This is a genomic window from Polynucleobacter sp. 39-46-10 (assembly GCF_002282275.1).
In genome coordinates this window covers 1-25,647 of sequence record NZ_NCJB01000015.1, presented here as the reverse complement: position 1 = coordinate 25,647, position 25,647 = coordinate 1, and the positions used below count along the sequence as shown (strand labels likewise).

Annotated in this window: 23 protein-coding genes and 2 tRNA genes; 8 read left to right on the top strand and 17 right to left on the bottom strand. The window is 44.8% G+C overall.

Annotation, left to right across the window (positions count from 1 at the left end; translation table 11 throughout):
- Positions 1–580: 580 nt before the first annotated feature.
- The 6 genes from B7X71_RS02720 to B7X71_RS02695 form a co-directional block, all read right to left on the bottom strand.
- Complete coding sequence (locus tag B7X71_RS02720) at positions 581–1,396, bottom strand: hypothetical protein (protein ID WP_293599763.1); 816 nt, start codon at positions 1,394–1,396, stop codon at positions 581–583.
- A gap of 250 nt (positions 1,397–1,646) precedes the next feature.
- On the bottom strand, positions 1,647–4,724 hold the full coding sequence (locus tag B7X71_RS02715; protein ID WP_293598031.1) for a CusA/CzcA family heavy metal efflux RND transporter: 3,078 nt from the start codon (positions 4,722–4,724) through the stop codon (positions 1,647–1,649).
- Positions 4,725–5,999 carry an efflux RND transporter periplasmic adaptor subunit gene (locus tag B7X71_RS02710; protein WP_293598030.1) on the bottom strand — a complete coding sequence of 425 codons (1,275 nt, stop codon included), beginning with the start codon at positions 5,997–5,999 and terminating at the stop codon, positions 4,725–4,727.
- Positions 6,000–6,005: 6 nt separating this feature from the next.
- On the bottom strand, positions 6,006–7,556 hold the full coding sequence (locus tag B7X71_RS02705; RefSeq protein WP_293598029.1) for a TolC family protein: 1,551 nt from the start codon (positions 7,554–7,556) through the stop codon (positions 6,006–6,008).
- Positions 7,557–7,976: 420 nt separating this feature from the next.
- Positions 7,977–8,053 (bottom strand) — tRNA-Arg (locus B7X71_RS02700).
- 35 nt (positions 8,054–8,088) lie between these two features.
- Positions 8,089–8,165: transfer RNA gene (locus B7X71_RS02695), tRNA-Pro, on the bottom strand.
- A gap of 60 nt (positions 8,166–8,225) precedes the next feature.
- Here B7X71_RS02695 and B7X71_RS02690 point away from each other — a divergent pair.
- Both B7X71_RS02690 and B7X71_RS02685 read left to right on the top strand, forming a co-directional pair.
- Positions 8,226–8,591, top strand: coding sequence for a hypothetical protein (locus tag B7X71_RS02690; protein WP_293600173.1), 366 nt, complete (start codon positions 8,226–8,228; stop codon positions 8,589–8,591).
- An 89-nt stretch (positions 8,592–8,680) separates the two neighbouring features.
- Positions 8,681–10,765 (top strand): TonB-dependent receptor, encoded by a 2,085-nt coding sequence (locus tag B7X71_RS02685; RefSeq protein WP_293598027.1) that lies wholly within the window; start codon positions 8,681–8,683, stop codon positions 10,763–10,765.
- Positions 10,766–10,773: 8 nt separating this feature from the next.
- On the opposite strand, the gene B7X71_RS02680 is transcribed toward B7X71_RS02685, so the two are convergent.
- The 5 genes from B7X71_RS02680 to B7X71_RS02660 form a co-directional block, all read right to left on the bottom strand.
- On the bottom strand, positions 10,774–11,301 hold the full coding sequence (locus tag B7X71_RS02680; RefSeq protein ID WP_293598026.1) for a chromate transporter: 528 nt from the start codon (positions 11,299–11,301) through the stop codon (positions 10,774–10,776).
- Positions 11,298–11,870 (bottom strand): chromate transporter, encoded by a 573-nt coding sequence (locus B7X71_RS02675; protein ID WP_293598025.1) that lies wholly within the window; start codon positions 11,868–11,870, stop codon positions 11,298–11,300. The genes B7X71_RS02680 and B7X71_RS02675 overlap by 4 nt, the downstream gene beginning before the upstream one ends.
- Positions 11,867–12,493, bottom strand: a complete 627-nt coding sequence (locus B7X71_RS02670) for a hypothetical protein (protein WP_293600172.1) — start codon at positions 12,491–12,493, stop codon at positions 11,867–11,869. Before B7X71_RS02670 ends, B7X71_RS02675 begins: the two co-directional genes overlap by 4 nt.
- 251 nt (positions 12,494–12,744) lie before the next feature.
- On the bottom strand, positions 12,745–13,650 hold the full coding sequence (ppk2, locus tag B7X71_RS02665) for a polyphosphate kinase 2 (protein ID WP_293598653.1): 906 nt from the start codon (positions 13,648–13,650) through the stop codon (positions 12,745–12,747).
- Between the two features lie 65 nt (positions 13,651–13,715).
- The gene (locus tag B7X71_RS02660) at positions 13,716–14,270 is read right to left on the bottom strand and encodes a lysophospholipid acyltransferase family protein (RefSeq protein ID WP_293600171.1); all 555 of its coding nucleotides are present in this window, start codon (positions 14,268–14,270) and stop codon (positions 13,716–13,718) included.
- A 303-nt stretch (positions 14,271–14,573) separates the two neighbouring features.
- On the opposite strand from B7X71_RS02660, the gene B7X71_RS02655 reads away from it, so the two are divergent.
- The 4 genes from B7X71_RS02655 to B7X71_RS02640 are packed head-to-tail and all read left to right on the top strand — an operon-like array spanning position 14,574 to position 17,801.
- Positions 14,574–15,383, top strand: coding sequence for a UDP-2,3-diacylglucosamine diphosphatase (locus B7X71_RS02655; RefSeq protein ID WP_293598651.1), 810 nt, complete (start codon positions 14,574–14,576; stop codon positions 15,381–15,383).
- Complete coding sequence (locus B7X71_RS02650) at positions 15,380–16,408, top strand: glycosyltransferase family 1 protein (protein ID WP_293598650.1); 1,029 nt, start codon at positions 15,380–15,382, stop codon at positions 16,406–16,408. Before B7X71_RS02655 ends, B7X71_RS02650 begins: the two co-directional genes overlap by 4 nt.
- Positions 16,409–16,417: 9 nt before the next feature.
- On the top strand, positions 16,418–16,822 hold the full coding sequence (locus B7X71_RS02645; RefSeq protein WP_293598649.1) for a diacylglycerol kinase: 405 nt from the start codon (positions 16,418–16,420) through the stop codon (positions 16,820–16,822).
- Positions 16,823–16,862: 40 nt separating this feature from the next.
- A complete protein-coding gene (locus B7X71_RS02640; RefSeq protein ID WP_293600170.1) occupies positions 16,863–17,801 on the top strand; it encodes a GNAT family N-acyltransferase in 939 nt (312 codons plus the stop codon).
- A 3-nt stretch (positions 17,802–17,804) separates the two neighbouring features.
- On the opposite strand, the gene ppx is transcribed toward B7X71_RS02640, so the two are convergent.
- Positions 17,805–19,340 (bottom strand): exopolyphosphatase, encoded by a 1,536-nt coding sequence (gene ppx, locus B7X71_RS02635; protein ID WP_293597026.1) that lies wholly within the window; start codon positions 19,338–19,340, stop codon positions 17,805–17,807.
- A 125-nt stretch (positions 19,341–19,465) separates the two neighbouring features.
- The gene (locus B7X71_RS02630; RefSeq protein WP_293596999.1) at positions 19,466–19,678 is read right to left on the bottom strand and encodes a GDCCVxC domain-containing (seleno)protein; all 213 of its coding nucleotides are present in this window, start codon (positions 19,676–19,678) and stop codon (positions 19,466–19,468) included.
- 149 nt (positions 19,679–19,827) lie between these two features.
- On the opposite strand from B7X71_RS02630, the gene B7X71_RS02625 reads away from it, so the two are divergent.
- On the top strand, positions 19,828–20,247 hold the full coding sequence (locus tag B7X71_RS02625) for a hypothetical protein (RefSeq protein ID WP_293597000.1): 420 nt from the start codon (positions 19,828–19,830) through the stop codon (positions 20,245–20,247).
- Positions 20,248–20,292: 45 nt separating this feature from the next.
- A complete protein-coding gene (locus tag B7X71_RS02620) occupies positions 20,293–21,243 on the top strand; it encodes a hypothetical protein (RefSeq protein WP_293597001.1) in 951 nt (316 codons plus the stop codon).
- Between the two features lie 86 nt (positions 21,244–21,329).
- On the opposite strand, the gene B7X71_RS02615 is transcribed toward B7X71_RS02620, so the two are convergent.
- From B7X71_RS02615 to B7X71_RS02600, 4 genes are all read right to left on the bottom strand, one after another.
- Complete coding sequence (locus B7X71_RS02615; protein WP_293597002.1) at positions 21,330–22,232, bottom strand: alpha/beta hydrolase; 903 nt, start codon at positions 22,230–22,232, stop codon at positions 21,330–21,332.
- 195 nt (positions 22,233–22,427) lie between these two features.
- Positions 22,428–23,144, bottom strand: a complete 717-nt coding sequence (locus tag B7X71_RS02610; protein ID WP_293597003.1) for an MgtC/SapB family protein — start codon at positions 23,142–23,144, stop codon at positions 22,428–22,430.
- Positions 23,145–23,160: 16 nt separating this feature from the next.
- Complete coding sequence (locus B7X71_RS02605; RefSeq protein ID WP_293597004.1) at positions 23,161–24,912, bottom strand: alkaline phosphatase; 1,752 nt, start codon at positions 24,910–24,912, stop codon at positions 23,161–23,163.
- 122 nt (positions 24,913–25,034) lie between these two features.
- Positions 25,035–25,532, bottom strand: a complete 498-nt coding sequence (locus B7X71_RS02600; RefSeq protein WP_293597005.1) for an arsenate reductase ArsC — start codon at positions 25,530–25,532, stop codon at positions 25,035–25,037.
- Between the last annotated feature and the right edge of the window lie 115 nt (positions 25,533–25,647).

Here is a 25,647-nt window from a genome sequence, read left to right as displayed (position 1 = left end):
ATTTATAGAAAAATCACGATTGGAGTAGCAAATCAAGAGCGCGCCCTTTTGATTTCAAACTTTACCAGTCAATATAAAAATGTATTGAGTAAACAGGGTGAGGGGCAGTAATTATGGCCGCCAAATACAGATTTTATTGTGGGTATTGTGGGTTTCGTGGTACCGGCTCGTTTGGCATTGAGAGAAACACTTACTATTCGACAGTGCCGAAATATTGCCGACGCTGCAGGCGAGTAGATACATACAAAATTGCTAATTTACCAGGGCTAGCTGATGAACTTCACTGCAAAGGATGTCAATCGGATAATTTCCTGCAGGATTGGAATGGTGTGAGTTGCCCAGTCTGTTCAAAGCATATGCGCTCGATTGGTAATGATGTTGATGGGAATCGATCTGATTGGCTTCCTAATAATTTTAAATTTGGGCGGGAATGATGAAGGGTTAGGACACTCCCATCACGGGCATCACCATGGGTTTGGCCTTATAGGCTAGGCCCAAAAACACCCTTGCATAGATAGGCCCTAGTCATGGTTCAACTTATATCGCGCCAATAGAACAGCCTGAGTTGACAATGAACTACTTAAAAATAGGGGGGGGTTGGCCTGCCCAGCACGATTCGAACGTGCGACCTACGCCTTAGAAGTGGCATGCTCTCTGTGCCCTGCCTTATGCCTGTTCCTAGCAAGAACTCCACATAAACTCTGCAAAGTCTTCTCATATGATTACTGCGTTGATTGCGGCCAAAACGCTCCCAGTCCCGCATGTATTCCAGCAAGTAATCGATCTCTTGATGGCTAAAGGCTGGCCTAATCTCTGCCCTATCGGCAGCGACCTCCAATAATGGAATGGTTCGAAGACGGTGAATTAACCCTTGATCTCTGGCTCGCTCAATTACCCGCTTATAAAGACCAGCATGGCGCCTTTGGGTATAGGTCTTGGGATTCTTACCCATCCGGGATATGCGCCAGGCTACATAGTCATCTACTACTTCCCTGGTGATGTCATTAATCTGGTAATCACCAAAGAATGGGGTTAGGTACTTGGTATAGATATGGATGTAGTCCACATGAGTACGTTTATTGGGATTGGCTTGCACAACTCGGGCAGCAGCAGCAAGTTCTTGCGTGGCCAATTGGCGAAAAGTCCGAGTCTTAATGGCTAAATCACTGGCTAGCTTGAGCTTGACTGTCTCGTATATAGAAATAGCTTGGGTTGTGGCTTCGGCTAACTGGTCAGATCCCGTACTAGCGGAATGCCAAGCCCCCGTAGAGAGCTTAAAGCGGCATTGCGATTGGTGACTCGCGGGTCTCTTATAGAGTGTCAGAAGTCCATCAAGGAGTTTGATGGGTTCAGTTTCGGCGGTAGGACTAGAAAATAAGAGTGATAGATTATTCATTACAAGTGTCTCGATACACGACACTTGTTAGCTTAATTTCAGATTTAGACTTGGGCGACCTGAATTATTTACTGTCGTTTAAACCGACACTAATACGCGAGGGTTTTAAATGGCTGTTACTGATCACAAAGCAGACCTTCGCCATATTTATCGATGGCAGGCTCAATTCAATCCTTAGCGGACTATGGAGGAAGCTGTTTTCACTTCAGACATTTGGTCCATTGACCGAAATTTTGAATCTCATCCATAGTTAAGCTTTGGCAGTTTGGCTTAAGCTGCGCCCTCTGAACCATCCATATATTACTGGTAATACCAAGAGGGTCAAAATAGTCGTCGTCACCATACCACCCACAATCACTAGGGCTAAAGGACGCTGAGCCTCAGAGCCAATCGAGTGAGATAAAGCAGCCGGTAAGAGTCCTAGTCCAGAAAGTGCTGCTGTCATGAGTACCGGGCGCACTCGCAAAGAGGCGCCCTCCACCATGACATCTTTCATCTCACCATGCTCGTTAGCTGCCGTCTTATTAATAAAGGAGATCAGAATCACACCGTCCTGAATGGCAATACCAAATAAAGATAAGAATCCAAAGAAGGCGGAGATGCTTAAGGTCTCACCTGCAAGATGCAGAGCAATCACGCCACCAATCGCTGCAAACGGTACATTGATCATCACAATTACCGCATCCCGGAAATTACCAAAAGCACTCACAAGTAACAAGAAGATGCCCAGTAATGCCAAAGGCACGATCAGCATGAGTTTTTTCTGGGCCTGTTTCATTTGATTGAATTGACCATCCCAACTAATCGAGTAGTTTGGTGGCAGGGTGATGTTCTTCTCTACCAAGAATTGCGCATCCTCTACAGCACTACCCAAATCGCGGTTACGTACGCTGAATTTAATGGCGATGTAACGTTTACCGGCTTCACGATAGATGAAGAATGGGCCATCGCTTAATTGAACCGTTGCCACCATCGACAAAGGAATAGCTGCGCTGTTAGGCGAATCTACCAATAGATGGCCAATATCAGCAATATCGTTGCGACTACCTTCGTTTAGGCGAATGGCTATGCCGAAAGTCTTCTCATCTTCGAGAAGATTGGTCACCGCAGCGCCACCAATAGCGTTGGCAACTACCGTCTGAATGTCATTTACATTAATGCCGTAACGCGCAGCGCGTTCTCGATCAATCTGAATATTTAAAGTCGGCTGCCCTAATTCCTTAAGGATGCCTTCGTCCGCTACACCTCGTACTTTTTTGAGCTGCTCAATTACCTCATGGGCTTTTTGATCCAAGACCTCTAAGTCTGTGCCATAAATCTTGACGGAGTTCTCCCCCTTAACACCAGAGAGTGCTTCATTCACGTTGTCCTGAATGTATTGCGAGAAACTGTAAGTCACACCGGGAATCTTGTTGAGTTCTTGCTCAAGATGGGCAATTAACTCTTTCTTACTAGAGCCGCTTGGCATCTTATCTGGGCTCTTTAAATAGAGCCCGTACTCTTGGTTAAATACGCCGGTGGAGTCTGTACCATCATCCGGACGACCAATCTGGGCAGCCACTTTGTCAATCTCGGGTTGCCTTAAGAAAGTCTCGCGCAACTGATTGGCTACCTTAACCGAGTAATCCAAATCCACCGTATTTGGCAAAGTCACTCGCAGCCAAATATTATTTTCCTCAAGAGTTGGTAGGAAGGCGGTACCCAAGCGAGTAATACTTAGTACAGTCAAGCCCAATACAAATACTGCAACTGATACCACGGTTAATGGACGATCCATCCACTTTCTAAGTAAAGGTTTGTAACCATCGAGTAAGCGAGTAATGAATCCTGGTGGTTTGTGGTGCAAGTTCTCACCAAAGACCAAGGAGATCATCGCTGGCAAGAAAGTTAAGCTCAGAATCATGGCGGCAATCAAAGCAAAGCCCATAGTGAAGGCCATTGGCTTAAAAATAATGCCTTCCACTCCGCCCATAAAAAATAATGGGGAATAAGCAACAATAATGATGCCGGTGGAATAAATCATGGCTCGCTGTACTTCACTCGTCGCCAAGATAATGCTTTGATTGAGACGCTTGCCACCTTCTTCCAGATGACGCATGACGTTCTCGGTCAAAATCACCGCAGAGTCGACAATCACACCAAAGTCAATCGCGCCAAGAGAAATCAGGTTAGCCGGCACACTCCATATATGCATTTGAATAAACGATACACAGAGTGCCAGTGGAATTACTGCCGCCACTACTGCTGCAGCGCGTAAATTACCCAAGAAGAAAAAGAGTACTGCGAGCACTAATGAGATACCAAAGAACAGGGTGTGCTTCACTGTACCGATCGTAATATCTAATAAAACTTGGCGATCATAGAACGGCACCACTTCAATTCCGGGTGGTAGCACTTGTTTATTGATGTTCTCAACGGTGCTGCGAACTCGAGCCAGTACTGCAGTAGCGTTCTCGCCACGGCGTAAGTAAACGATTCCCTCAACTGAGTCTGGATTGTCATTGAACTGGAACATACCCAGCCGTGGCGCATTGCCAATCTCCACCTGGGCTACATCACCAATTCGAATTGGCACGCTGTTATGAATCGATATAACCACCCGCTTGATGTCATCGATATTTTTCAATAGACCTACACCGCGTACTACAAATTGCTGCTCACCGCTAGGCAATAGTCCGCCACCAGTATTGCTATTGGCATTCGTTAAAGCAGCAATCAGCTCATTAACAGTGACGCCTTTTGATTGCAAGCTTTCTGGGCTAACAATGACTTGGTATTGGCGAACCCTTCCGCCAAATGATGAGACATCCGCTACGCCAGGGGTTTGCTTGAGCTCTTTATAGATCTCATAGTTCTGCAATGTTTTTAATTGGGTGGATGAGGCGTAATCTGACTTCACCTCATAACGCATGATCTCGCCAGTGGCATCAGTATCCGGACTTATGCTGGAGGAGACTCCAGTAGGAAAACTCACATTAGCCAGACTAGTAATAAATGTTTGGCGGGCCTTAAAAGGATCTGTTGTGTCATTGAACTTCAGCGTTACAACAGACAGACCAAATAGAGAAACCGAACGGAAAGCCTGAAGACCCGGAATACCAGCCAAGGCATTTTCTACCGGGATAGTGACTTGTTGCTCTACCTCAGTAGTACTTCGGCCGGGCCATTGAGAAATTGCCTGAATCGTTAATGGCGCTACACCAGGGTATGGCTGTATTGGCAACTTAGAAAGACTGAACATCCCCAAACCGAGGAGCACGATTGAACCAACGATGACCAGCACCCGTTTCTCAAGTACACCCCGAATGAAGGAGGTAAAGGCACTCACTTAGTCTTCCTGCTTTGCAAATCGATCATTTAACAAGACAGCACCTTCAGCCAAGATACGTGCACCTGGCTCAACACCTTCAGTAATCGCAAAAGCCTTGCTATTGAGGTCATAACCTTTGACGGGTAGGCGACGGTATATCTCATCGCCTGATTTAATGATGACGTAGCGCATTTCTCGTATACGCACTACTGCTGTTTGCGGCACGACGATGGCATCCGCCATGCCCGTAGTTAACTTAGCAGATGCATACATATCAGGGCGGAAGAGATCGTCGTTATTTTCGATCTCAGCACGAACCAATAAGGCGCGGGTTTGGGAATCAATTGTTGGGGCAATATAGTTTGCATATGCCACAAACTCTTTGTCCGGATAAGCCTCTACATGTAAAGACATTTTCTGTCCTGGCTTAATCAAGTGTAAGTCTTGCTCAAATACGTTACCTAAAAACCAAAGTTGCTTTGGATCAGCCAAAGTGGCAATCACATCACCCGAGTTCAGAGCGGAGCCTGGCTCCACATTACGCTTGACCACTACCCCCTTTAACGGAGATCGCATCACCAAATTGCTTTGAGTTTTTCCAGTACTCTCGATTGCCTTGATGTCGCCATCTCCAGCACCGAGATTACGCATGCGGTTTGCAGCAGCTTGTTGGGTAATACGCGCATCACCAAGCAAGTCGCTCATCGTCTTGCTAGATTCTAGTACCTTGGCAGTTTTTGCAGAGAGTAAGTATTCTTGCTGAGCAGATAAAAATTCTGGGCTATACAACTCCACTATTGGAGAACCAATATTGACCTCGGCACCATCGAATGCATAGATGCGCTCTACCCGCCCTGGTGCACGTGCAGAGAGAACCTTAGACTTTTCTGCATTAAATGCCAGGCGGCCTGGTACTTTAATATCGACCGGTACCTGCACTTTTTCCGCAGTTTGGAAGATATAAATTTCTGGATTGAGCTTAATGCCCGGAAGCTTTAACTCTAAGATGCCGCTCTTCTCAACTTTGAGAGCCTTATCAGATGCTTCAATTTTGACGTTACGGTTCACATTGGTAATACGGCCAACAACAATGCCAACTGAAAGAATGGCAAAAGCAAATGCTGCCAGGCGCACACGGTGACGATTTTGGGGGCTGAGATTCCAGTACAGACCAGCAATACTTGCAAGGGCCACATGTAGTCTATGGCCACCAAAGTGCAAGACCTTATGAGCGATAGGCTTTGCTTTTTCCGCAAGCTGTATTAGAAAGGAAAGAATTTTGTCTTTCAACACTGCTCCTTAAAATGGTTCTTTGCCAGATGTGACTAGCAATACCGCTTGCGCTTGCAGTAAATTACTCTCCGCTAGCGCTAATTGAACTTCGAGGCTACGCAATTGGGTTTGCGCTGTCAGCAAATCGTTAAACCCCTGACCATTATTGGAGTACTGAGTAAGACCAACCTTATAGGCGGCATCTGCTTGAGGCACTTGGCGCTCTTTTAAAAATTGCGCCTGACTCTTGGCTTGCTCGTATGTGGCATAGGCGCTATTAACCGCCAACACAACTTGCTGCCGATTGGAGATATTGCCAGCCTCAGCTGCCGCTTGGCTACGCTGTGCCTGCTCTACCCCATACTTTTCTTTGGTAAAGAAGTACAAGGGAATAACGAGGTCTAGTTCAAGCTGATAAAACATGGCACCGTTATTGGCCGAGAATGGACCACGCGGCGTAAATGAAGAGCCAATCACTTGGAAGTCTGGTAAGTAAGCCTTCTTGGCCAGATCGACACCTTTGCGTGCTGCTTCTAACTGCAATGCAGAGCTTTTTAATGAGGGATGGCTGGTTTCGGCATAGTCTTCTAACTCAAGCAAGGTGGGCACACTCTTCATCGCGAGGCGCACATCACCTCGCAGTATGAGCTTTTCTCTGGAATGGCGGCCCACCAAAGTATTAATGCTGTTCAGCGCAACGGATAGCTGACGTTCTACGTTAAATTGATCTGCTTGCGCTGCACTTTGGGCCACCTGCGCGTTAAGGTATTCAACATAAGCAGCGGCATTATTGGCATAACGTGCTTTAGCCACGTTCTTAATCATTTCCAAACGCATCACCGATTCTTTCAGAACCTGTAACTGCTTTTGTGATGCTAAGGCGGTGTAGTACAAGGTCGATAACTGTGCGCCCAACTGTAGGTAGGTTGATTCGCTTTGGGCTAATAAAGCCTCAGCATTGGTGTTAGCAATGTCCGATGCCAAGCTTTTCTTGCCTGGAAACTGAAACGGCTGCGCAATAGAAATGGAGTTATTGCTACTGATGCCATTGGGGTACTGTGGGGAAGGCGCATTAGCACCACCCAATGCAAATGGTGAATTTGCCGGCATACCAGACCATACCAAGCCGACCTGTGGATTAGCTGGCGCATTGATCTGTGGGACTGTTGCTTTTGCGGAGAGATATGACTCACGCAATGAAGACAACTGCGGGTTATTGAGTTTGAGCTCATTCCAAAGCTGGCGTAAATCCATTTCTGTAGGGCCAGACGGCATACCCTTGGTATAGATCTTCGGTGTATTGTTTTGGCCTATTGGCGCAAACAAGGACGTGGCATTGGCTACGTTTGGAGCATTCGAAGCACTGCTTGCGTTGCTCACTACTGGGGGTACAGATAGAACATCTTTAGATTCATTTGTCTGTACGGTCACGCTAGCTGGAATTGCAGTATTTGCAGGGGATGTTTGCGCAAAAACAGCACTTACAAAGAACAGAGGGGCAAAAGCACGAGCCATCCACGTTGAGGGGCTTGCTCTTGCAACAATCGGTTCGCTAGTTTTAACCTGGCCGTGAATCAAATCGGCTGCCTCTAAGTCTGTACTAATGCTGTTTTTATAGCCCCAGAGGTAGATTTCCCTATATTTACTGGGGGTTTTGAAGATTATAGGGGGGAATGCTTAAAAGTCTATTAATTGAGGTTTTGTATCTTATAGATTCTAATAATAATTATTAAATCCGACAGCTCTTGCTTACCCAGTTTTGAAAGTACACAAAAAAAATTATAAGAACTATTTAACCGTCGCGTTAAGTGACACCCCCGAGTCGGGTCAAACCGACACTAAATAGATAGGGTCAAAATTTTGTCTGAGTCGCTAATAGTCACCCAGGATTAACTTACGCCATACTCAAGGTGAACCCATACGCTAGCCAAGCTCGAGCCATGATTGAGCCAATTGAGCACAATGAAATAGACTGAAACAGCAATAAAAAGTGGGGAGTGGCCTGCCCAGCACGATTCGAACGTGCGACCTACGCCTTAGAAGGGCGTTGCTCTATCCAGCTGAGCTATAGGCAGTGTGTACTGGGACTGAAAATAATACAAAGAGAAAGTGGTCGGAGTACAAGGATTCGAACCTTGGACCCCCTGCTCCCAAAGCAGGTGCGCTACCAGGCTGCGCTACACTCCGACGGAATCGATATTCTACACCGAGATGGCCCACAAGGGCAAATCCTGTAAGATTCAGGGTATGGAAGCCTTATTTTTAAGCAAACTCAGAAAAGAACTCAAGGGGTTTGTTGCCCTCAGCTTTCTGCTGGCCAGCTTATTGGGCACACACTGGATTGGCTTTGCTCACGGCATTGCCCACTCTGGGATAAACCACCAAAGCATTGAACTTAGCTGTGTAGATCAAGCGCCTACCCTTGGTCATAGCTCTGCAGGCTGCCACTTATTAGATGCGCTCACCCTTGCTGGCTTCATTGCCTCAACTCCCAATCTTTTCATTGGCATCAACTTCTTTCGTGAAGTGCAATTGGTATCAGCCGACGCTTCACTGACCCGAATTCATATTGGGTTATATCAATCTAGAGCCCCACCTAGCCTCATCCTGTAAATCACCCGATACGCCAAACTGAATTGTTTGGTCTTTAGATTTATTGCTCCACGCAGTAAGTGGAATGCATCAGGAATGAAGGAAACAATATGCATCAAATCCATCAGCCATTGGCTAAGCAAAAGCTAATCTACGTCCTGATTTCAGGATTAATTAGTACCACCGCCTTTGCGCAATCTCCACCCTCTCTTGAAATCACCTCCACTGGATCGCAAGAAGCAACGCAAAGCATCTTGACCCCTACCAAGATTTTACGAGGCGATGAGTTGCTCAATAAATTGGGTAGCACTTTGGGCGCCACACTTGCCAATGAATTGGGTGTATCCGCAACAGGTTATGGTGCTGGCTCATCTCGGCCAGTCATTCGGGGGCTTGAGGGTTCTCGTGTACAAATTTTGCAGAATGGTTTATCTGTTGGTGACGTATCCAATATCTCGCAAGACCATGCTGTTGGCAACAACATGCAAAACGCCCATCAGGTGGAGATTCTGCGCGGCGCAGCTGCCCTACTGTATGGCTCTGGCTCGAGTGGTGGACTTGTTAACGTAGTCAACGATCGCATCCTGACCAACTTGCCCGATAGACCTACAGGCGCCGTCAATACCAGTTATGAGACCGTTAACAATGGCAGAGCTGGAGCAGTTGAAGTGGACGGAGCATTTAGTTCGGTAGCAGTCCACGTGGATACCGCTATTAATAATGCAAATAATTACCGCATTCCAGGGAACTCCACACAATCACAAGGAGAGCCTGCTGGTGGATGGACGGTGCCGCCTGGCGGAGATGGCGGAAATAACTACAGCGGTAAGCTGCCGAACTCTTTTAACAACCAAAATAATTTAGGTGTTGGTGTTTCTTATATTGGTCAAAACGGTTATACCGGTGTTTCTGCGGAGCGTTTAAATAATAACTACGGCATTCCAACACCGGAAGGTGGCTCAATTAATCAATCACAGAATCGCTATGACTTGCAACATCAAACTCGCGATCCTTTTGCAGGATTTTCCTCTTTCAAATTTAGTGCAGCGAATTCCAATTACAACCATACGGAATTTAATAACGCCGGTGAAGCTGCATCTCTGTGGAAGAACATTGCCAATGAAGCGCGTTTTGAACTTGCCCATAACCCGTTGCTTGGCTGGAAAGGCACCTTTGGCGCGCAGGTATCCGCCGCGTCACTGAACGCCACTGAAGTGGGGACTGGTAGCTACGCCATCGTTCCGCCAACCAAGACCAACTCCAATGCCTTGTTCTGGATTGAGGAAGGTAAATGGAATTCCCTTCAAGGCAACCTCGGGTTACGCTATAACAATGTAGCTCAAAAGCCAAATCTGGGAACCGGGTTGGTGTCTGAACCCGTTGATACTGGTGTAATGCCCACCATCACCTTGCAAAACCGCAACTTTAATTTAATGTCTTACTCTGCTGGCGGTTTATGGAACTTCATGCAAGGTCATGGTGCTGGTGTTGCCTACACCGTTTCTCAACGCGCCCCCAGTGCCCAGGAACTGTATTCCTATGGCGCTCATGAATCTACCGCCACCTTTGATATTGGCAACCCCAATCTCGATAAAGAGACTTCTCATAATCTAGAATTTAATATCCAAAAAACCAGTGGCTTAATGAGAGCTAAGGCAAGTGTGTATGCCAATCGTTTTAATAACTACATCTATGGCTACTACACTGGGCAATTCGTTCCCAGTGCCGGTGACTTCTCGGTAGTAGTAGCACAGCAAGCGGCAGCGACTATCAAAGGGGTTGAAGGCGAGCTTACCTACAACTGGCGCGAGCATGGCCTTGGGGGGCGTGTGTTTGGCGATGCCTCGCAAGGTACTTTTGATGCGGGCGGCAATCTCCCTTTGCAACCTGCTCCCCGTTTGGGTGCAGAAATTGCGCATCAACAGAATGGCTGGCTTACCAACGCCACTTACATCTACAGCTATCAGCAAAATAGATTGGCAAGTTGGGAGCAAGGCCCTGCCCCAAGTTACAACCTCTTAAATGCTGGGATCTCTTACACAGAGAAAATCAAGGATATGAACTGGACCGTGTATATGAACCTCAAGAATTTACTCAATGAGCAAATTCGATATGCCACTACACCAATGGCTGTAAGACTATATGCACCCCAACCCGGAAGAAGCTTAATGGTAGGCTTAAGAGGTACGTTCTAAACCCTGACTTATTTCAAATAAGTCATGAGCATTGCGCCAAATCCTCCAGAGCCCAAAATAACCCATACTGGGTTAATTTTGGTTCTGAGGATGAGGTAAAAGCTTACTAAAGCAAGTGCCGCAGTAATTCCATCTACGATGGATGCCTTACCAACGGCATAAACTCCCGAAGCCATTAGGCCAATCGAAATGGGTTCTAAGGCATTCTGAATTGTTCGTCGCCAAGGGCTCTCACCAAACCGATTCCATAGCCTGCCGATGTAAAAACACAGAATGCTAGACGGCAAAAAGAAAGAAAATAAAACAATCCCAGCCCCAAGCAGACCAGCTAATTGGTATCCGATAACCAATACCATCAGCATATTAGGCCCCGGCGCTAGTTGACCAATACTGTAGATATGAACAAATTGAGTGTGATCTATCCCAAACTGATGAGATAGCAGTGACTGCATTTCTGGCAGTACTGCAGTGCCTCCTCCTACCGCCAAAAGCGATAGTAAAGAAAAACTCAGGGCTAGATTGAGCAAAAAACTCATGTACCGTTGCCTGGTCGATATAGATAGATGGCAATAGGGGCCATGATGAGGAGAACCAGCGGTAAAGATAATTTAGCAACGCTCATCAGTAAAAAGGTGGCAATAATAATGAGGAGTGATTGAAGGTGACGCCAATTACTATCGCCGATTCGATAAGTAATCGCAGCTAGCAAGCCACTTGCTGCGGCTGCAATGCCTATCAAAATCAAGTTAGCTAGAGGATGGTCAGAGGCGCCAGCATAGAGCACCCCCATAGCTAGTACAAATAACCCGCCCGGCAAAATTAAACCCAGTGTGGCGGTAATAGCTCCTAAGACGCCCCGCAAATGATCCCCAGATAAGACAGCCATGTTGACTGAATTGAGCCCCGGCATGGTTTGACTGATGGCTAGGTAAGCCATGAATGCGTCTGGCGATAACCACTTACGCTTTTCAACTAACAGAATGCGCTCATAGGCAATAATGCCACCGCCAAAGCTGATGGCACCAATAATGAAAAACTGAATAAATAAATCCCCAAAATTTGGAGCTTTAGCTCTTAATTCCAAGGAGCCAGATTCTAGATTCACTCTGGTTTCCCATAAACTAATGCCGTTTTTGTACTTCCAATTTCAAGCCAGTCAGCAAGTTCAATTTGCAGTTTTTTGAAAAATTTATCTGCACGTTTATGGGCATTTGCTTGAGCACGATTCTCATCATTTACCCGATATGAAAAAGCAAGCTCTCCAACAATGGGATCTCCTACGCTCTTCATCCAAATCGCAATATCACAATGGGCCTGCACCCCATCGCCAAAAACTAAATTACCCAAAGGTAGGCAGGCCTCTAAAATCTTATTAGTATTGCCCCCTACAATGCGTAGCGGTAATTTTTTATCGACTGGTAATGTAATTAAGCCCGGGAAGAATTTCATGGCACTACTCAACGACCTATCAAACAAGCTATCAATCGGAATTGCGTCCAAAATTGCATTATTCGAATAAATTGATCTTTTTGTTCCAAGACCATCTCCACGCAAGATTTCCTCTTTTAATCGCAGCCTAGATTTAATGTTCTTTTTCGGTTTGGGATCAAATTTTGATGATTCACTAAGGTCATGCGCGCGGCACTTGAGGGTCACCTCACAAAAATCATCAACCCAAACATTTTGACGGGATTCCCGCACTCGTAAGATGATGTTATTGCGACGCAAATCCTCTGAAGGCGTATCGTAAAAGTAAATATTACGCAGGCCAGTGCTGGCATTATCGAGATGAAAAAAATCAACCTTACTCTTTTTGCAGAATTTCAGAATCTGATCGCTTAGAGCGGTAATTCTGCTGCGACGATCTAAACCCTTAGGCTTGATAAGGAGCTTGAACTCACGATTTGTGATTAAGACATCTGGCTTCATACGGTTAACCCCTCAATAATTGATGAGAGGTTAACACTTTCTATCGCAAATCAGTAGATCTCGGGAACGTACATATCCATGGGAACAGGGCCGCGTAAGTAGTCTGGATTGTGGACACGTGCAGGCAGAGTAATCTCTGGGTGCTCAATTTCTTGATAAGGAATTTGAGCCAGTAAATGCGAAATGCAATTTAGGCGTGCTTTTTTCTTATCATTAGCAGCCACAACCCACCATGGTGCCTCAGGGATATTGGTTCGCTCAAGCATAGTCTCTTTTGCCTTGGTGTAGGCCTCCCAGTGGCGGCGTGCATCGAGATCCATTGGGCTCAGCTTCCATTGCTTGAGCGGATCATGAATACGCACCATGAAACGGCTATATTGCTCATCGTCTGAGATGGAGAACCAATACTTAATCAGAATAATTCCGGAACGGATAATCATGCGCTCAAACTCAGGAACTGTACGCAAGAACTCTTCGTACTCGACATCACTACAAAACCCCATAACCTTTTCAACACCAGCACGGTTGTACCAGCTACGATCGAACAAAACGATCTCACCACCAGCAGGCAAATTTGATACGTAGCGCTGAAAGTACCACTGCGTTTTCTCACGTTCACTTGGCGCCGTTAGTGCGACGACTTTACAAACGCGTGGATTAAGACGTTGAGTAATTCGCTTAATAGCACCGCCCTTGCCCGCAGAATCACGGCCCTCAAATAAAACCGCCACCTTCAGTTTGTTTTCAACTACCCAATCCTGGAGTTTTACCAATTCGCCCTGAAGGCGGAATAATTCTTTAAAGTAGACATTACGAGGAATGATGGAACTGCTTCCACCGTCCGGTGATAGGCGATCATCATCGAGCTCCATTTCGAGCTCTTCGTCCATACTATCTAAAATTTCTTCCTGAGCTCGCTTGTACCACTCAGCCATGTCTTTATGTTTTGAAGTCATATTTCTTCCTGATGCGTTGATACCTTTGTATCCCAAGGATATGACACTTTTATTACATATGCTGTTTATATGGTCTTAGTTATGGATTCTTGGCAATAAATAGCGAGCTCTTTGCGATCGGAACTTTTCACTTCATCAGTCAAATAGGGTTCCATTAGGTGTAATTGCACCTCAATATCCCTATTGCTAATAACGTTTGACATCGATTCCAGCAGCCCCATATCTCCAATAAAAGCAGGGGCATCACTCTTAAGGCCTGTTGATCTTTTCCTGTAAACAATGGCAATCGGTAGGACTGGCGCATTTGCAAGAATGGCGGATTCAAATAAATTGGGCTTAAACGGCAATACTGACTCTCCAGAGCTAGAAGTGCCCTCAGGGAAAATACAGACCGATTCTGCTTTCAGAACCTCAGCTATCTGGTCCACAACCTGTCTTGCATGACGTGCACTATCCCTGCGGATGAAGACGGTGCCCAACTGCTCCGCCATCCACCCAAAGACAGGCCACCCCCGCACTTCAGATTTAGCAACAAAACGGACCGGTTTAAATGCATTAATCACATGAATGTCTAACCACGAGATGTGATTTGATGCTAGCAAATGCGGACTAGAGGTCAATTTATTCGCGCCAAGCACACTTAACTGAATATTGAAAATTTTTAATAATTTCCTAGACCATTTATGTATATGGCGATCCTTTTGATCTCGATTTAGCAAGGGAAAAAGGATGGAAAGTTTGCAGACCCCAGAAATCACGTGCAAAAGGATTTGTATCCAAATCCAATAGCGAAGCCAACTACTGGGGCTTAAAGCGGGGTTTGATTGGGAATACTTCATATCTAGCCGTAATATAAATCAAGTCATCAAACTGTCGTAAAAGTGTCATGAGGCATTCATAATGAATCGGCTTAATAGATACTCATGACGCATTACAGAGCGATTTGGATTTCAGATGTACACCTGGGAACATCAGGGTGTCAGGCAAGCTACCTCCTCGATTTCTTGAAACATAATGAAGCAGACCAGTTTTACCTGGTTGGTGACATTATCGATGGCTGGCGTTTAAAACAGTCATTTTACTGGCCTCAGACCCACAATGATGTCGTTCAAAAGTTATTGCGCAAAGCCCGTAAGGGTACGGAAGTTATTTACATCCCTGGAAACCATGATGAAGCCGCACGGCAGTATTTTGGCATGTCCTTTGGTGACATCAAGGTTGAGGAAGAGGTAATCCACACAACCCTAGATGGACGTAAGCTTTGGGTAACCCATGGCGATCTATTTGATGGGGTAATGCAATATGCCAAATGGTTGGCCTATGTTGGCGACTCAATGTACTCCATCATCCTTTATATAAACCGCTACTTCAATATGCTGCGGGTCAAGATGGGTTTGCAGTACTGGTCTCTATCCCAATATCTCAAACATCAAGTAAAAAATGCCGTCAGCTACATAGCTGACTTTGAGCACATCATGGCTAGAGAGGCTCGCTTACGTAATTGCGACGGCGTCGTATGCGGCCATATCCATAAAGCAGAAATTCGTGAAATTGATGGACTGCTCTATTGCAATGATGGCGATTGGGTCGAAAGCCTTTCAGCGCTGGTAGAGACCACGACCGGCGAACTAAAAATTATCTATTGGACGCATATTCATGGCGATCCAGTGGATGCACCTGAAATTACCCTCCAACCTGAACTTGCAGCACTTATTAAAGAGGCTACCGTATGAAAATTATGATCATTACTGATGCATGGGATCCGCAGGTAAATGGTGTTGTGAGAACACTCAAACAAACTAGAGCTGAACTCATCGGCATGGGTCATGAAGTCGAAATGATTACTCCGACTGGTTTTAAGTCCATCCCCTGCCCCACCTATCCTGACATTGCCCTATCCCTATTTCCCGGTAAGGAAGTGGCTCGCCGAATTAAAGCATTTGCACCAGATGCAATCCATATTGCTACCGAAGGTCCGCTAGGTTTATCGGCTCGGGCCTATGCAGTCAAGAACAATCTCCCCTTCTCTACCGCTTATCACACACGCTTTCCAGAGTATGTGAAGGCACGAACTGGAATCCCGCTTGCAATTACCTACGCATTCATACGCTGGTTCCATGGCCCTTCTATGGCGGTGATGGCACCCACAATTGTGGTGAAAGATGACTTAGAGAAGTATGGCCTCAATAATGTGGTGTTGTGGTCTAGAGGCGTAGATTTAGACATCTTCAAAATGCAGGATTCAAAAGCGCTCAATAGTGCTCACCCGATCTTTTTATACGTTGGTAGAGTTGCAGTTGAAAAGAATATCAACGCCTTCTTGGAAATAGACCTTCCTGGATCCAAATGGGTGGTTGGTGATGGCCCAGCGATGGCTGGCATTAAAGAAAAATACCCCAACATTAATTATCTAGGGGTTTTGCAACAGCATGAGCTGGCTAAGGTATACGCAGCAGCAGATGTATTTGTCTTCCCAAGCAAAACCGATACTTTTGGGCTCGTAATTTTAGAGGCGATGGCTTGTGGCACTCCAGTAGCAGCCTATCCAGTGACCGGTCCAATTGATGTTTTAGGTAATTCTTCGGCCGGCGCAATGCACGAAGATCTTCGAGTAGCTTGCCTGCAAGCTCTAAAGATTCCTCGCGAACTAGCTAGAGCTCATGCTGAGAAGTTTTCTTGGCGAGCAGCTTCTGAGCAATTTGCTAATCACCTCAAACCAGTTCCCTCACCTGAAGTGCACGTTACCGCACTAGCCTAAGGCACTATTTTGACTGCTCCGTACCACATTAACCAAAACCCACATAAAGGTAATCGCGGGCTCACAAGGGCATGGCATGCTGCCAAAAATTCTTGGTGCGGCATAGTCTATGCATTTCAAGAGGAAAGTGCCTTTAGACAAGAACTTTTCCTGCTTGTGGTGCTAAGCCCTGTCGCCCTGTTCTTGCCAATTAGCCCTCTTGAGAAATGCGCCCTTATTGCATCCCTCATCATGGTTTTAGTAGTCGAACTACTGAACTCTAGTGTAGAAGCCGCTATCGATCGTATTTCATTTGATCATCATGATCTATCAAAAAGAGCAAAAGATTTTGGCTCGGCTGCAGTCATGCTGGCCCTACTCATTGCCGCCATATTGTGGGCAACGATTTGCATGCCCCTTGTCACCATTTGGTAATACAGCAAGCTTATGATTAAATAATAAATTAAGGAAAACAATGTCGGATATCCCAAACCCACTAGCTGCATTTGATATCTTCAATTCACGGTTCGAAGATAAGCCAAAGAAATTTAAGAAAAATAAAGCTGAAGCAATCAAGAAGTTATTTTCTAAAAAATTAGCCAAGAAACTATTTGGTAAAAAGTTTGCATTGAGAACGCGCTCTGAATTAACGGCTATTGAGCCTGTGCTTATTAATAAGGCAATTGCAAAACCAAAGCGCCCTGCCTTCCAAATTACCTGGGCTAGCAACGCTAATGAAATTAAAGAAGCCCAACGTCTTCGCTACAAAGTATTTGCGGAGGAAATGGGTGCCAATCTACCTAAAAATCCAGAAAACCTCGATATTGATGAATTTGATGCGTATTGCGATCATTTACTCATTCGTGACCAAGAATCTTTAAAGGTAGTCGGCACCTATCGTGTTTTACCTCCGCACAAGGCTGCTGAAATTGGTCGCCTCTACTCAGATTCTGAGTTCGATTTATCACGCTTAAATCATTTGCGCCCAAAAATGGTTGAGCTTGGTAGGTCATGTGTACATGCAGACTATCGTTCCGGCGCAGTCATCATGGCCCTATGGAGTGGCCTAGCGCAGTACATGCAAAAGCACAATTATGAAATCATGCTGGGTTGTGCAAGCATCCCTATGGCTGATGGCGGTCACTTTGCAGCTAGCCTTTATAACTCTCTTGGCAATGATCAAATGGCTCCGGTTGAGAATCATGCTTTCCCGCGCCTACCGCTACCCCTTGATAGATTAAATGGTGGGCTAGAGGTAGAGCCACCTCCATTGATTAAGGGTTACCTGAAGTTGGGTGCAAAGATTTGCAGTGCGCCAGCCTGGGATCCAGACTTCAATACTGCTGATGTGCTCACGATGTTGCGCCTGTCAGAAATTAATCCACGGTACGCTAAACACTTCTTAGGTCTGTAAGAATTACTTCAAGCTAATGCTGTAAGGTCGGCCGATGCGCTCCCACTCGGCCGCTTCTTTTTGAAGGCTGAACTCCGTTAATGGATGCTCTCTAGCCCACTCCTTGGAGAGGCTGACCAGATAGTCGCCACTATGCTCCGAAACTTTGACCTTAGGTAAATTGATGTCGCTGCGACCTCTGCAAAGTACTTGCGCTAGTCGCATGCAAAACAGCATACGCCAATCGGTGAAGGAGGCATTATTCGCCAACTTCCCTAATTTACCAGTATGTCCGATGAGTAAAGCAGCCAATCTAGCTTGATCGTTTTTCGAGAAACCTGGCATATCCGCATTTCCTGCAATATAGGCTGAATGCTTGTGATAACCGTTATGAGAAATCGATAAACCAATTTCGTGAAGATTGGCAGCCCACTGCAATAAGGCAATATTGTCCGCTCTACTTTCTTCATCTGGCTTTGGGAGTTGGGATAAAAACTCAGCGGCTAAATTACCAACACGCTTCGCTTGCTCACGATCCACGGCATAGCGCTGCATAAATTGCTCAACAGTTACAAAGCGCATATCCTCATGCTGGGAGCGACCCAATAGGTCATAAAGAACGCCGATTCTCAAAGCGGCATCCGTGACCTCCATAGACTCAATACCAAGCTCATCAAACACAGCAATCATGATGGAAAGGCCACCAGGCCAAACTGAGCGTCGGTCATCCTTAAGACCCTGGAGCTCAACCTGATTGATATGATCATATTTAAGAAGATGCCTTTTCATGGCTCTTAAGCCATCGCGGGTAATCAAACCATCTGAGCCATTAACCAAGCCGATTGATAAGCCATCAGTTTGGCCATTGAAGTTATTCACCGCAATGAGTTCTGCTAAAGCGCGGGCAGTGCCAGAAGAACCGATGACCTGCTTCCAGCCAGTCTTTAGGAATGCACCGGAAATTACCTGAATTTCTCTTCTTGCGGCTAGCTCTGCTTCTTTAAACGCATGAGAATCTATATTTCCCTTAGGAAAGAATCTAAGGCTATGAGAGACGCACCCAATATATAAGCTCTCCATCAATCTAGGCTCATAACCTTTACCAATAATCAGTTCGGTAGAGCCACCACCAATATCTACTACTAAGCGATTGCCCTGCACAGCTGGCACCTCATGAGCGGCACCAATATAAATCAAGCGCGCCTCTTCTACGCCTGCAATAACTTCAATGGGGAAACCTAAGGCCTCCTCGGCTTGTTGGATAAAGTGAGGCGCATTCTTAGCTACTCGCAAGGTGTTGGTGGCAACAGCGCGCACATTGGCCGGGTCAAACCCTCGAATACGCTCACCAAAACGGCGTATTGCCGTAATACCTCGCTGATAGGCATCATTGCCCAATAATTTATTGTCAGTTAAGCCGGCAGCAAGACGAACAGACTCACGCAACGTATCAATCGGACGAAGCTGAGTACCCGAAGGCGTCTTCACGACTTGGGCTACCAACATACGAAAGCTATTAGAGCCAAGATCGACTGCAGCGACGAGCTCAGATGGGTTCATTGCGGATTTGTTTTGATGTAAGGCCACAGCATTTCCAATAGAAGCAGGTTTACTTAAATATGTCTATTTTATGAAACTCTAATGACAAATTCGTGAAACGAGACCCTAGTCTACTGGGAACTAGCTTACGAAGCTAAATTTTGCTCCGCACTAGAGCAATCTAGACTTCCAAAACTACAAAAGATGCAGCAATCTCCAGACTTAGGCTTCAAGATGGTGCTGCAAGATGGGCAGCGATATAGATGCTGAGAATAACCTTGAGAGATTTCCAGAGATTCTTGTCCCCGGCAGTTAGGGCAGGTAATTGTTGTATGTAGTGAATTCACAAGGCTGATCATGAACTGGAACTATTACAAAATGAAGACAGTCAAAACCCTTAGTACCAAGCCCTACACTGACCAAGCTTTAATCAAATCCACCCGTCTTCACTGAATCGTCATACTTGAGGAGCATGATGAAAGCCTAAATTTACTATAGGAGATAAGAGATGGTTTATCAAATTATCCCGCTAGAAATGGGCTCCCTAGTCCAAAGAGCTATCTTTAAAAAACAGAATAAAGAAATTAAATGCGGCACAGTCTGGAAGCTTGGATCTGTCATCACAACTACAAAACCAAAGTTCATCAGTCAATATCAGCCTCAAGTAGGAATTTGTATTGCCGATATTCCGGAGGCGGAAATTAGCAAGACTTATGATGGGGAAAAAGTAATCTACTTTTCTGAGACTATTGATGAAGACGAACAAGATGAGCTTACAGATATTTTCTATGGGAAATCAAAAAAGTTTTCCGGGGAATATACAAATGTCTTTCAAGATCTAGGGTGGAAGGAGGTGGGGAAAAATACATACATCTTTGGTGAGCTGGAGATTAAAGAAATCAATGATGAACCGCAGCAATATAAATAGAGGGATAAGCAGGTTATTTTCAATTAAATAAAAACTTTCAAAGCCATGCGCTTCACTGTATTTTTTCTCGCTATCACCATAGCAAGCTTTTCAACAGCGGCTATAGGCCAGACCTTTAAGTTTGTCGCCCTAGGTGATATGCCTTACTCACCACCAAAGGATTTTCAGCGCTTTCAAACTTTGATAACTGAAATAAATCGACTAAAACCTAGCTTCAGTATTTTTATTGGCGACACTAAATCCGGCTCGTCACTCTGTAGTGATGAGCACAATCAAACTACTAAATCGTATTTTTCAAGCTTCAAAGCACCCTTGATTTACAGTCCTGGAGATAATGAATGGACGGATTGTCACCGTCCTTTAGCCGGCGCTTACGATCCACTAGAAAGGCTGGAAGCTCTTAGGTCAGTATTTTTTAGCACCAATCACAGCTTGGGTAAAAATACAATACGCCTCCAAAGGCAGGCAGATGTTAGTACTGGGCACTCTAAATATGTGGAAAACTCATACTGGATCAAAAATAATTTTCTATTTGTCAGCATCCATATACCCGGCTCCAATAACAATAATGAGGGTACAGAGTCAGCCACCAAAGAATATCAAGATAGAAATCAAGCTAACTTAGCATGGATTGATAAAGCATTTGATTTAGCCACCCAACGAAATTTGAATGGAATCATCTTTGCCTTTCAAGCCGATATGTTTTATAAGCCCAGCCAATTGACGAGTAGCGATAGTGGCTATCGCGATACATTAGAGAGCTTCATATCTATGTCGGAGATTTTTAATAAGCCGGTATTATTGATTCATGGCGATAGTCATCAACTCAAAATTGATCAGCCCTTGTATCGTAAGAATCAAAAAAAGGTGTTGGAAAATGTATTGCGACTTCAAGTGATGGGAGCCGATCAAGTTCAAGCCGTTGAAGTTCAGGTTAATCCTGCGCAAGAGCAGCTCTTTATCTTCAGACCAATCATTCTCAAAGAAAATAATTAGCAATAGCATATCTAAGTTTCATTTGCAATTGAATAAACTCGCATACTTCAGGCGTAAATGGCACCGGATGTCCTGCACCCTTAACCTCAAATGTAATTAAAGCTGGGAAGGCGGCCCTTTGTAGAGCTTACCCGTTGTCGTGTACAAATCTTTGAATCAGACCCGTAAATCAATGCTACACGTCCTCTGTAGTCGTCCATAGCCTCATGAAAGTTCATACCCCAAACATCCGCCTTATAACTTAGATCAAAATGGCCTGGTAACTGTACATCTGTTATTACCTTTGCATCCACCCTTAAATCTTGCGCTAGATCCTTTATCTCTTTGAAGCCAATTTCATTCTTCATAGACTTGTATAAAGAATATAAGGCCGTCCAATTGACTGTCAAAGCAATATCGTTGAGGATAATTTCAGAAATTTTCTTACCAAGAGATTTGGTTAAATACATAGCCAGAACGCCACCCATACTTGTTCCCAAGACTGTAAAGGTGCTAGTCGCTGGACTATCGTCCAGGATTACTTTCATTAAGTACTTGATATCGGATAAGTAGAGTGACATCTTATAGTTATCAGACTCGGTAATCGACTCAGAGTCCCCCCTTCCAGGCAAATCCACACTAATAACCTTGCAATCACTAAAATTTAAGAAATAGGCGTGCAGGTTCAGAAACGAACCCCTAGTTTCCAGGAGGCCCGGCAGACAAAGCAAAACTTTTGCCGCCTGTAAATTTCCCGAAATGGCATAGGCTAGTTTTCGATTTACAACGCCATCTGCAATATTGAGATACCGATTTTCAGGGGGCGTCGCGCTAGATCCAGTATTTGATTGAGGTACCCCTTTTTGAAAATCAATTTCAGAGCTCGGCCCCATGACATCCATAGCAATTTTGGATGAGTTAACACTTTCACTCTTTTCAAGAGGCGCAGAAATTTTTTGATCAATACGATTAAATCTGAATCGGCGGAAAATATTAAATGTTAAATTCATATATTGACTAAATGCTTCCCTCTTACCCTCGAGAATTTGACCCCTAATGAAATTGAAAGGCTGTTCGTACCGAACAAAAATATGCCAATGAGAAGGCGTAACATCAATGGGGCAAAAGATATGTGAAGAGAAATTTTTATTTAATCTATCATCATGCCAAAAATGAATGTAGCAGTTTTAAGTTATTAATGGGCATCAATCAGTAGTGCTCGGGCTCCAAAATGCTTGATGCACATAATCCAAACAAGACAGATTCGCAATCAAGGCATCCATCTTCCCCCCTTCAACCGCAGTTGCCATAAGTACTGCTTGGATCTCTACGTCATCGTTACCAAACTGATGTACCTCTACATCCTGAGTTTGATATCCTGCCGCCTCCAATATCTGAATAAATTGCTTTAAAGCCCGTTTTTGATCACTCTTTGAGATGATGATATAGACTGAGTTCGTAACCTCAACAAACTTAGTATCAAGTGGTTGCTGATTAATCATACTGACAATTGGGCGCAATAAAGTATTAGCGGCAAGCACAAAACACGTTGCAAGTCCTGCTTCAAATATTAAATCAGCTCCAGCGAGTGCGCCAACCGCTCCGGAACCCCATAAAGTAGCTGCGGTATTGATCCCTCGAATATTACCTTCTTCGCGCATGATTACGCCAGCACCCAAAAATCCAATTCCTGATACAACATAAGCAATCACGTGCACAGCACCATCATGACCAGCTAAACGATTGGCTGCATCAACAAAAATGGCTGCTCCGAGTGCTACCAATACATTTGTTCTAAGTCCTGCAGTTCTTTGCCTAAATTGACGCTCTAATCCAATAGCCCCACCAAAAATAAATGCTGCGGTAAGGCTGACTGCAGTATCTGCCAGCGATATAAGATTGATATTGTTTAAGGATTCCATAAATGTATGTTGGTGGCTAAGGCTTGATATGACCCAAACCTAGCGTTTCAACCATCACTTTGAAAACCTCAGTGTTATCCATGAATCCCCGGAACTTTTCCGATCCGGGGCCCATAGCATTTAACACTGCATCATCAGCCGTATGAACGCCCATCCCTTGATGTGAGGGTAGATTGCCGGGCATATGAATAGCATCTTCTTGTAGTTGCATATATTTGGGGTTAGCGACATACTTACCAGACTCATCTTTAACTGCTGGCTTAAATGTGCTATCTAGTTTTGGATGAAGCGTTTCATAGTGATCTGGATAGTTCCCATAAAAGAAGGCCAAACGCTTACTGACATCAATCTGACTTGGATAACCTGCCACATTGGCTTTGGGGTAGTTGGGGTAACCCGCAGCCGCGTATACCCCGACCTTTTCCCTTAGGGGTCCTGGTTTGGCGTCGTTCACAACGCCACTGATTGAGCCGCTATGGGTATGGTCAGGGGTAACAATGATCAAAGTATCTGGGTTTTTCTTTGCAAAGTCTTTTGCAATTTGTACGGCATTACTCAACATGATGGTATCAAAAGCAGCTCGTTCCCAGTCTAGCGGATGATTAAACTTATCAATCAGAGCAGCTTCAACCATCAAGAAAAAACCGTTGGGATTTTTGGATAAGACATTGATCGCTGCTTGCGTCATCTCTGTTAAATCAGGTTGATCAGGATATTGCGCCACTGTATTTTTCTTTAAGAAAAATCGATCCAAAGATCCATCCATATTATCTGGATGAAATACCCCAAATAGCTTTCTACTTTCCCTAGCATTAGCTGCTGCCAATAATTCTTGTTTGTTTAGGACGATTGAGTATCCCGAACCTTCAAATTGCGCCACAAGATTTTTATCATCCTTACGCTTTGATCCTTCAGTAGACTGCGGGTAAAAGTAAGCAGAGCCTCCACCTAAAATGACCTCTGCTCCACTAGCAAATAGTTGATCGGCAATATATACCTTGTCAGCGCGTCTTCTGGTGTGAGCCACCATGGCGCCTGGAGTCGCATCCTGTAGTTCGGCATCCGAGACAATACCTACCGACATTTTAGTTTTACGCTTAATTAATTCAGAAATGGTTTCCACCTTGGGGTGGGATAAGTTGTCCGCTGCTCGTGAAGCATATGCTCCCATGGCATTCACCGCAGTCTTATGACCAGTTGTGTAAGCACTCATTGAGTTTGCAGAATCGGTAATGAGTGAGTCAGATCCTGAGGTTCCAATTAGGGCCATATTGGGCATATCATCAAATGACAGCTTACCCTGATATTTACCTTCATTAATTCCTTTAGATAAAACGCGGGCGGAAGTACGATTCGCAATCGTCATTCCATCACCAATAAAGAGTATGACATTCTTTACTTTTCGGGGACCGCTAGAGTAGACATCCCAGTTCACCTGGATGTTTTCCTGACCCGCCTTGGCGATGAGAGTGTATTGACCGGGCTTAGTTAGCTGAATATCTCGATAAATTAGAGAACTTCCCTTGCCCGATTCATTTGCAATGAATACTGGCTGTGACTTGATCTCTGCTTTGATGGGCGCATTATTTAGCTGAATATCTACATCTTCTAATTTGTACTCTTGATCCAGCTCAATTTTGATATCAAATGTTGAGCCAACAAGAATAGAAGCCTTATTAATCGGGTAAATAGCCGCTGCCTCAACCCAAATTGCCTGAAGTAGCATGGCGATAAATAAAACTGGATAGGCAATTCTGCTAATAAACATATGTAATTTCTCATGGTGGAAATCAATGAATCATGATTACTTTTTTTGATGTCATTGTCATGACATCATCCATTGACCGAAATTCAAATCCTTGCCTTGAAAGCAATACAGAGTAATTTGAGTTAATTGCGGTAATGAATACGATGAAGTTGATCTTGAATTTGTAGTTTATTCAGGGTTTCAATCGGCAAATCAATGAGTAGCTCGATTCGATTACGCAGGCCAAGCTCGACCTGCGTAAAGGTCTGGCGTATTTTTTCATCATTACCAATATTAGAATTGGCTGGATTAGGGAATCCCCAGTGGGCTGTTGAGGGATGTCCCGGCCAATAGGGGCACTCTTCGGCTATGGCTGAGTCACATAAGGTGATGATGAAGTCCATCCTTGGAGCGCCTTCACGACCAAACTCATCCCAGCTTTTACTTCTCAGAAGTTGAATAGGATACCCCATGGACTTAGCCATTTCTAGAGCAATCGGGTGAACAACCCCACTGGGCTTAGCGCCTGCAGAATACCCCGTAAATCGCCCATGACTTAGTGTAGTGGTCAATGCCTCGGCAATAATTGATCGCGCAGAGTTTTCATTGCATAGGAAGAGGATGTTGTATTGATTGTCCATGAATCAATAGCTAGATAAGCTCATCTAGATTTAAAACATACTTTTGATCAACGAGAAATGCGCTGGCACGGTAATCAGTTTTTTCATATTTTTGATTAATCAATTCCTGTTTGAT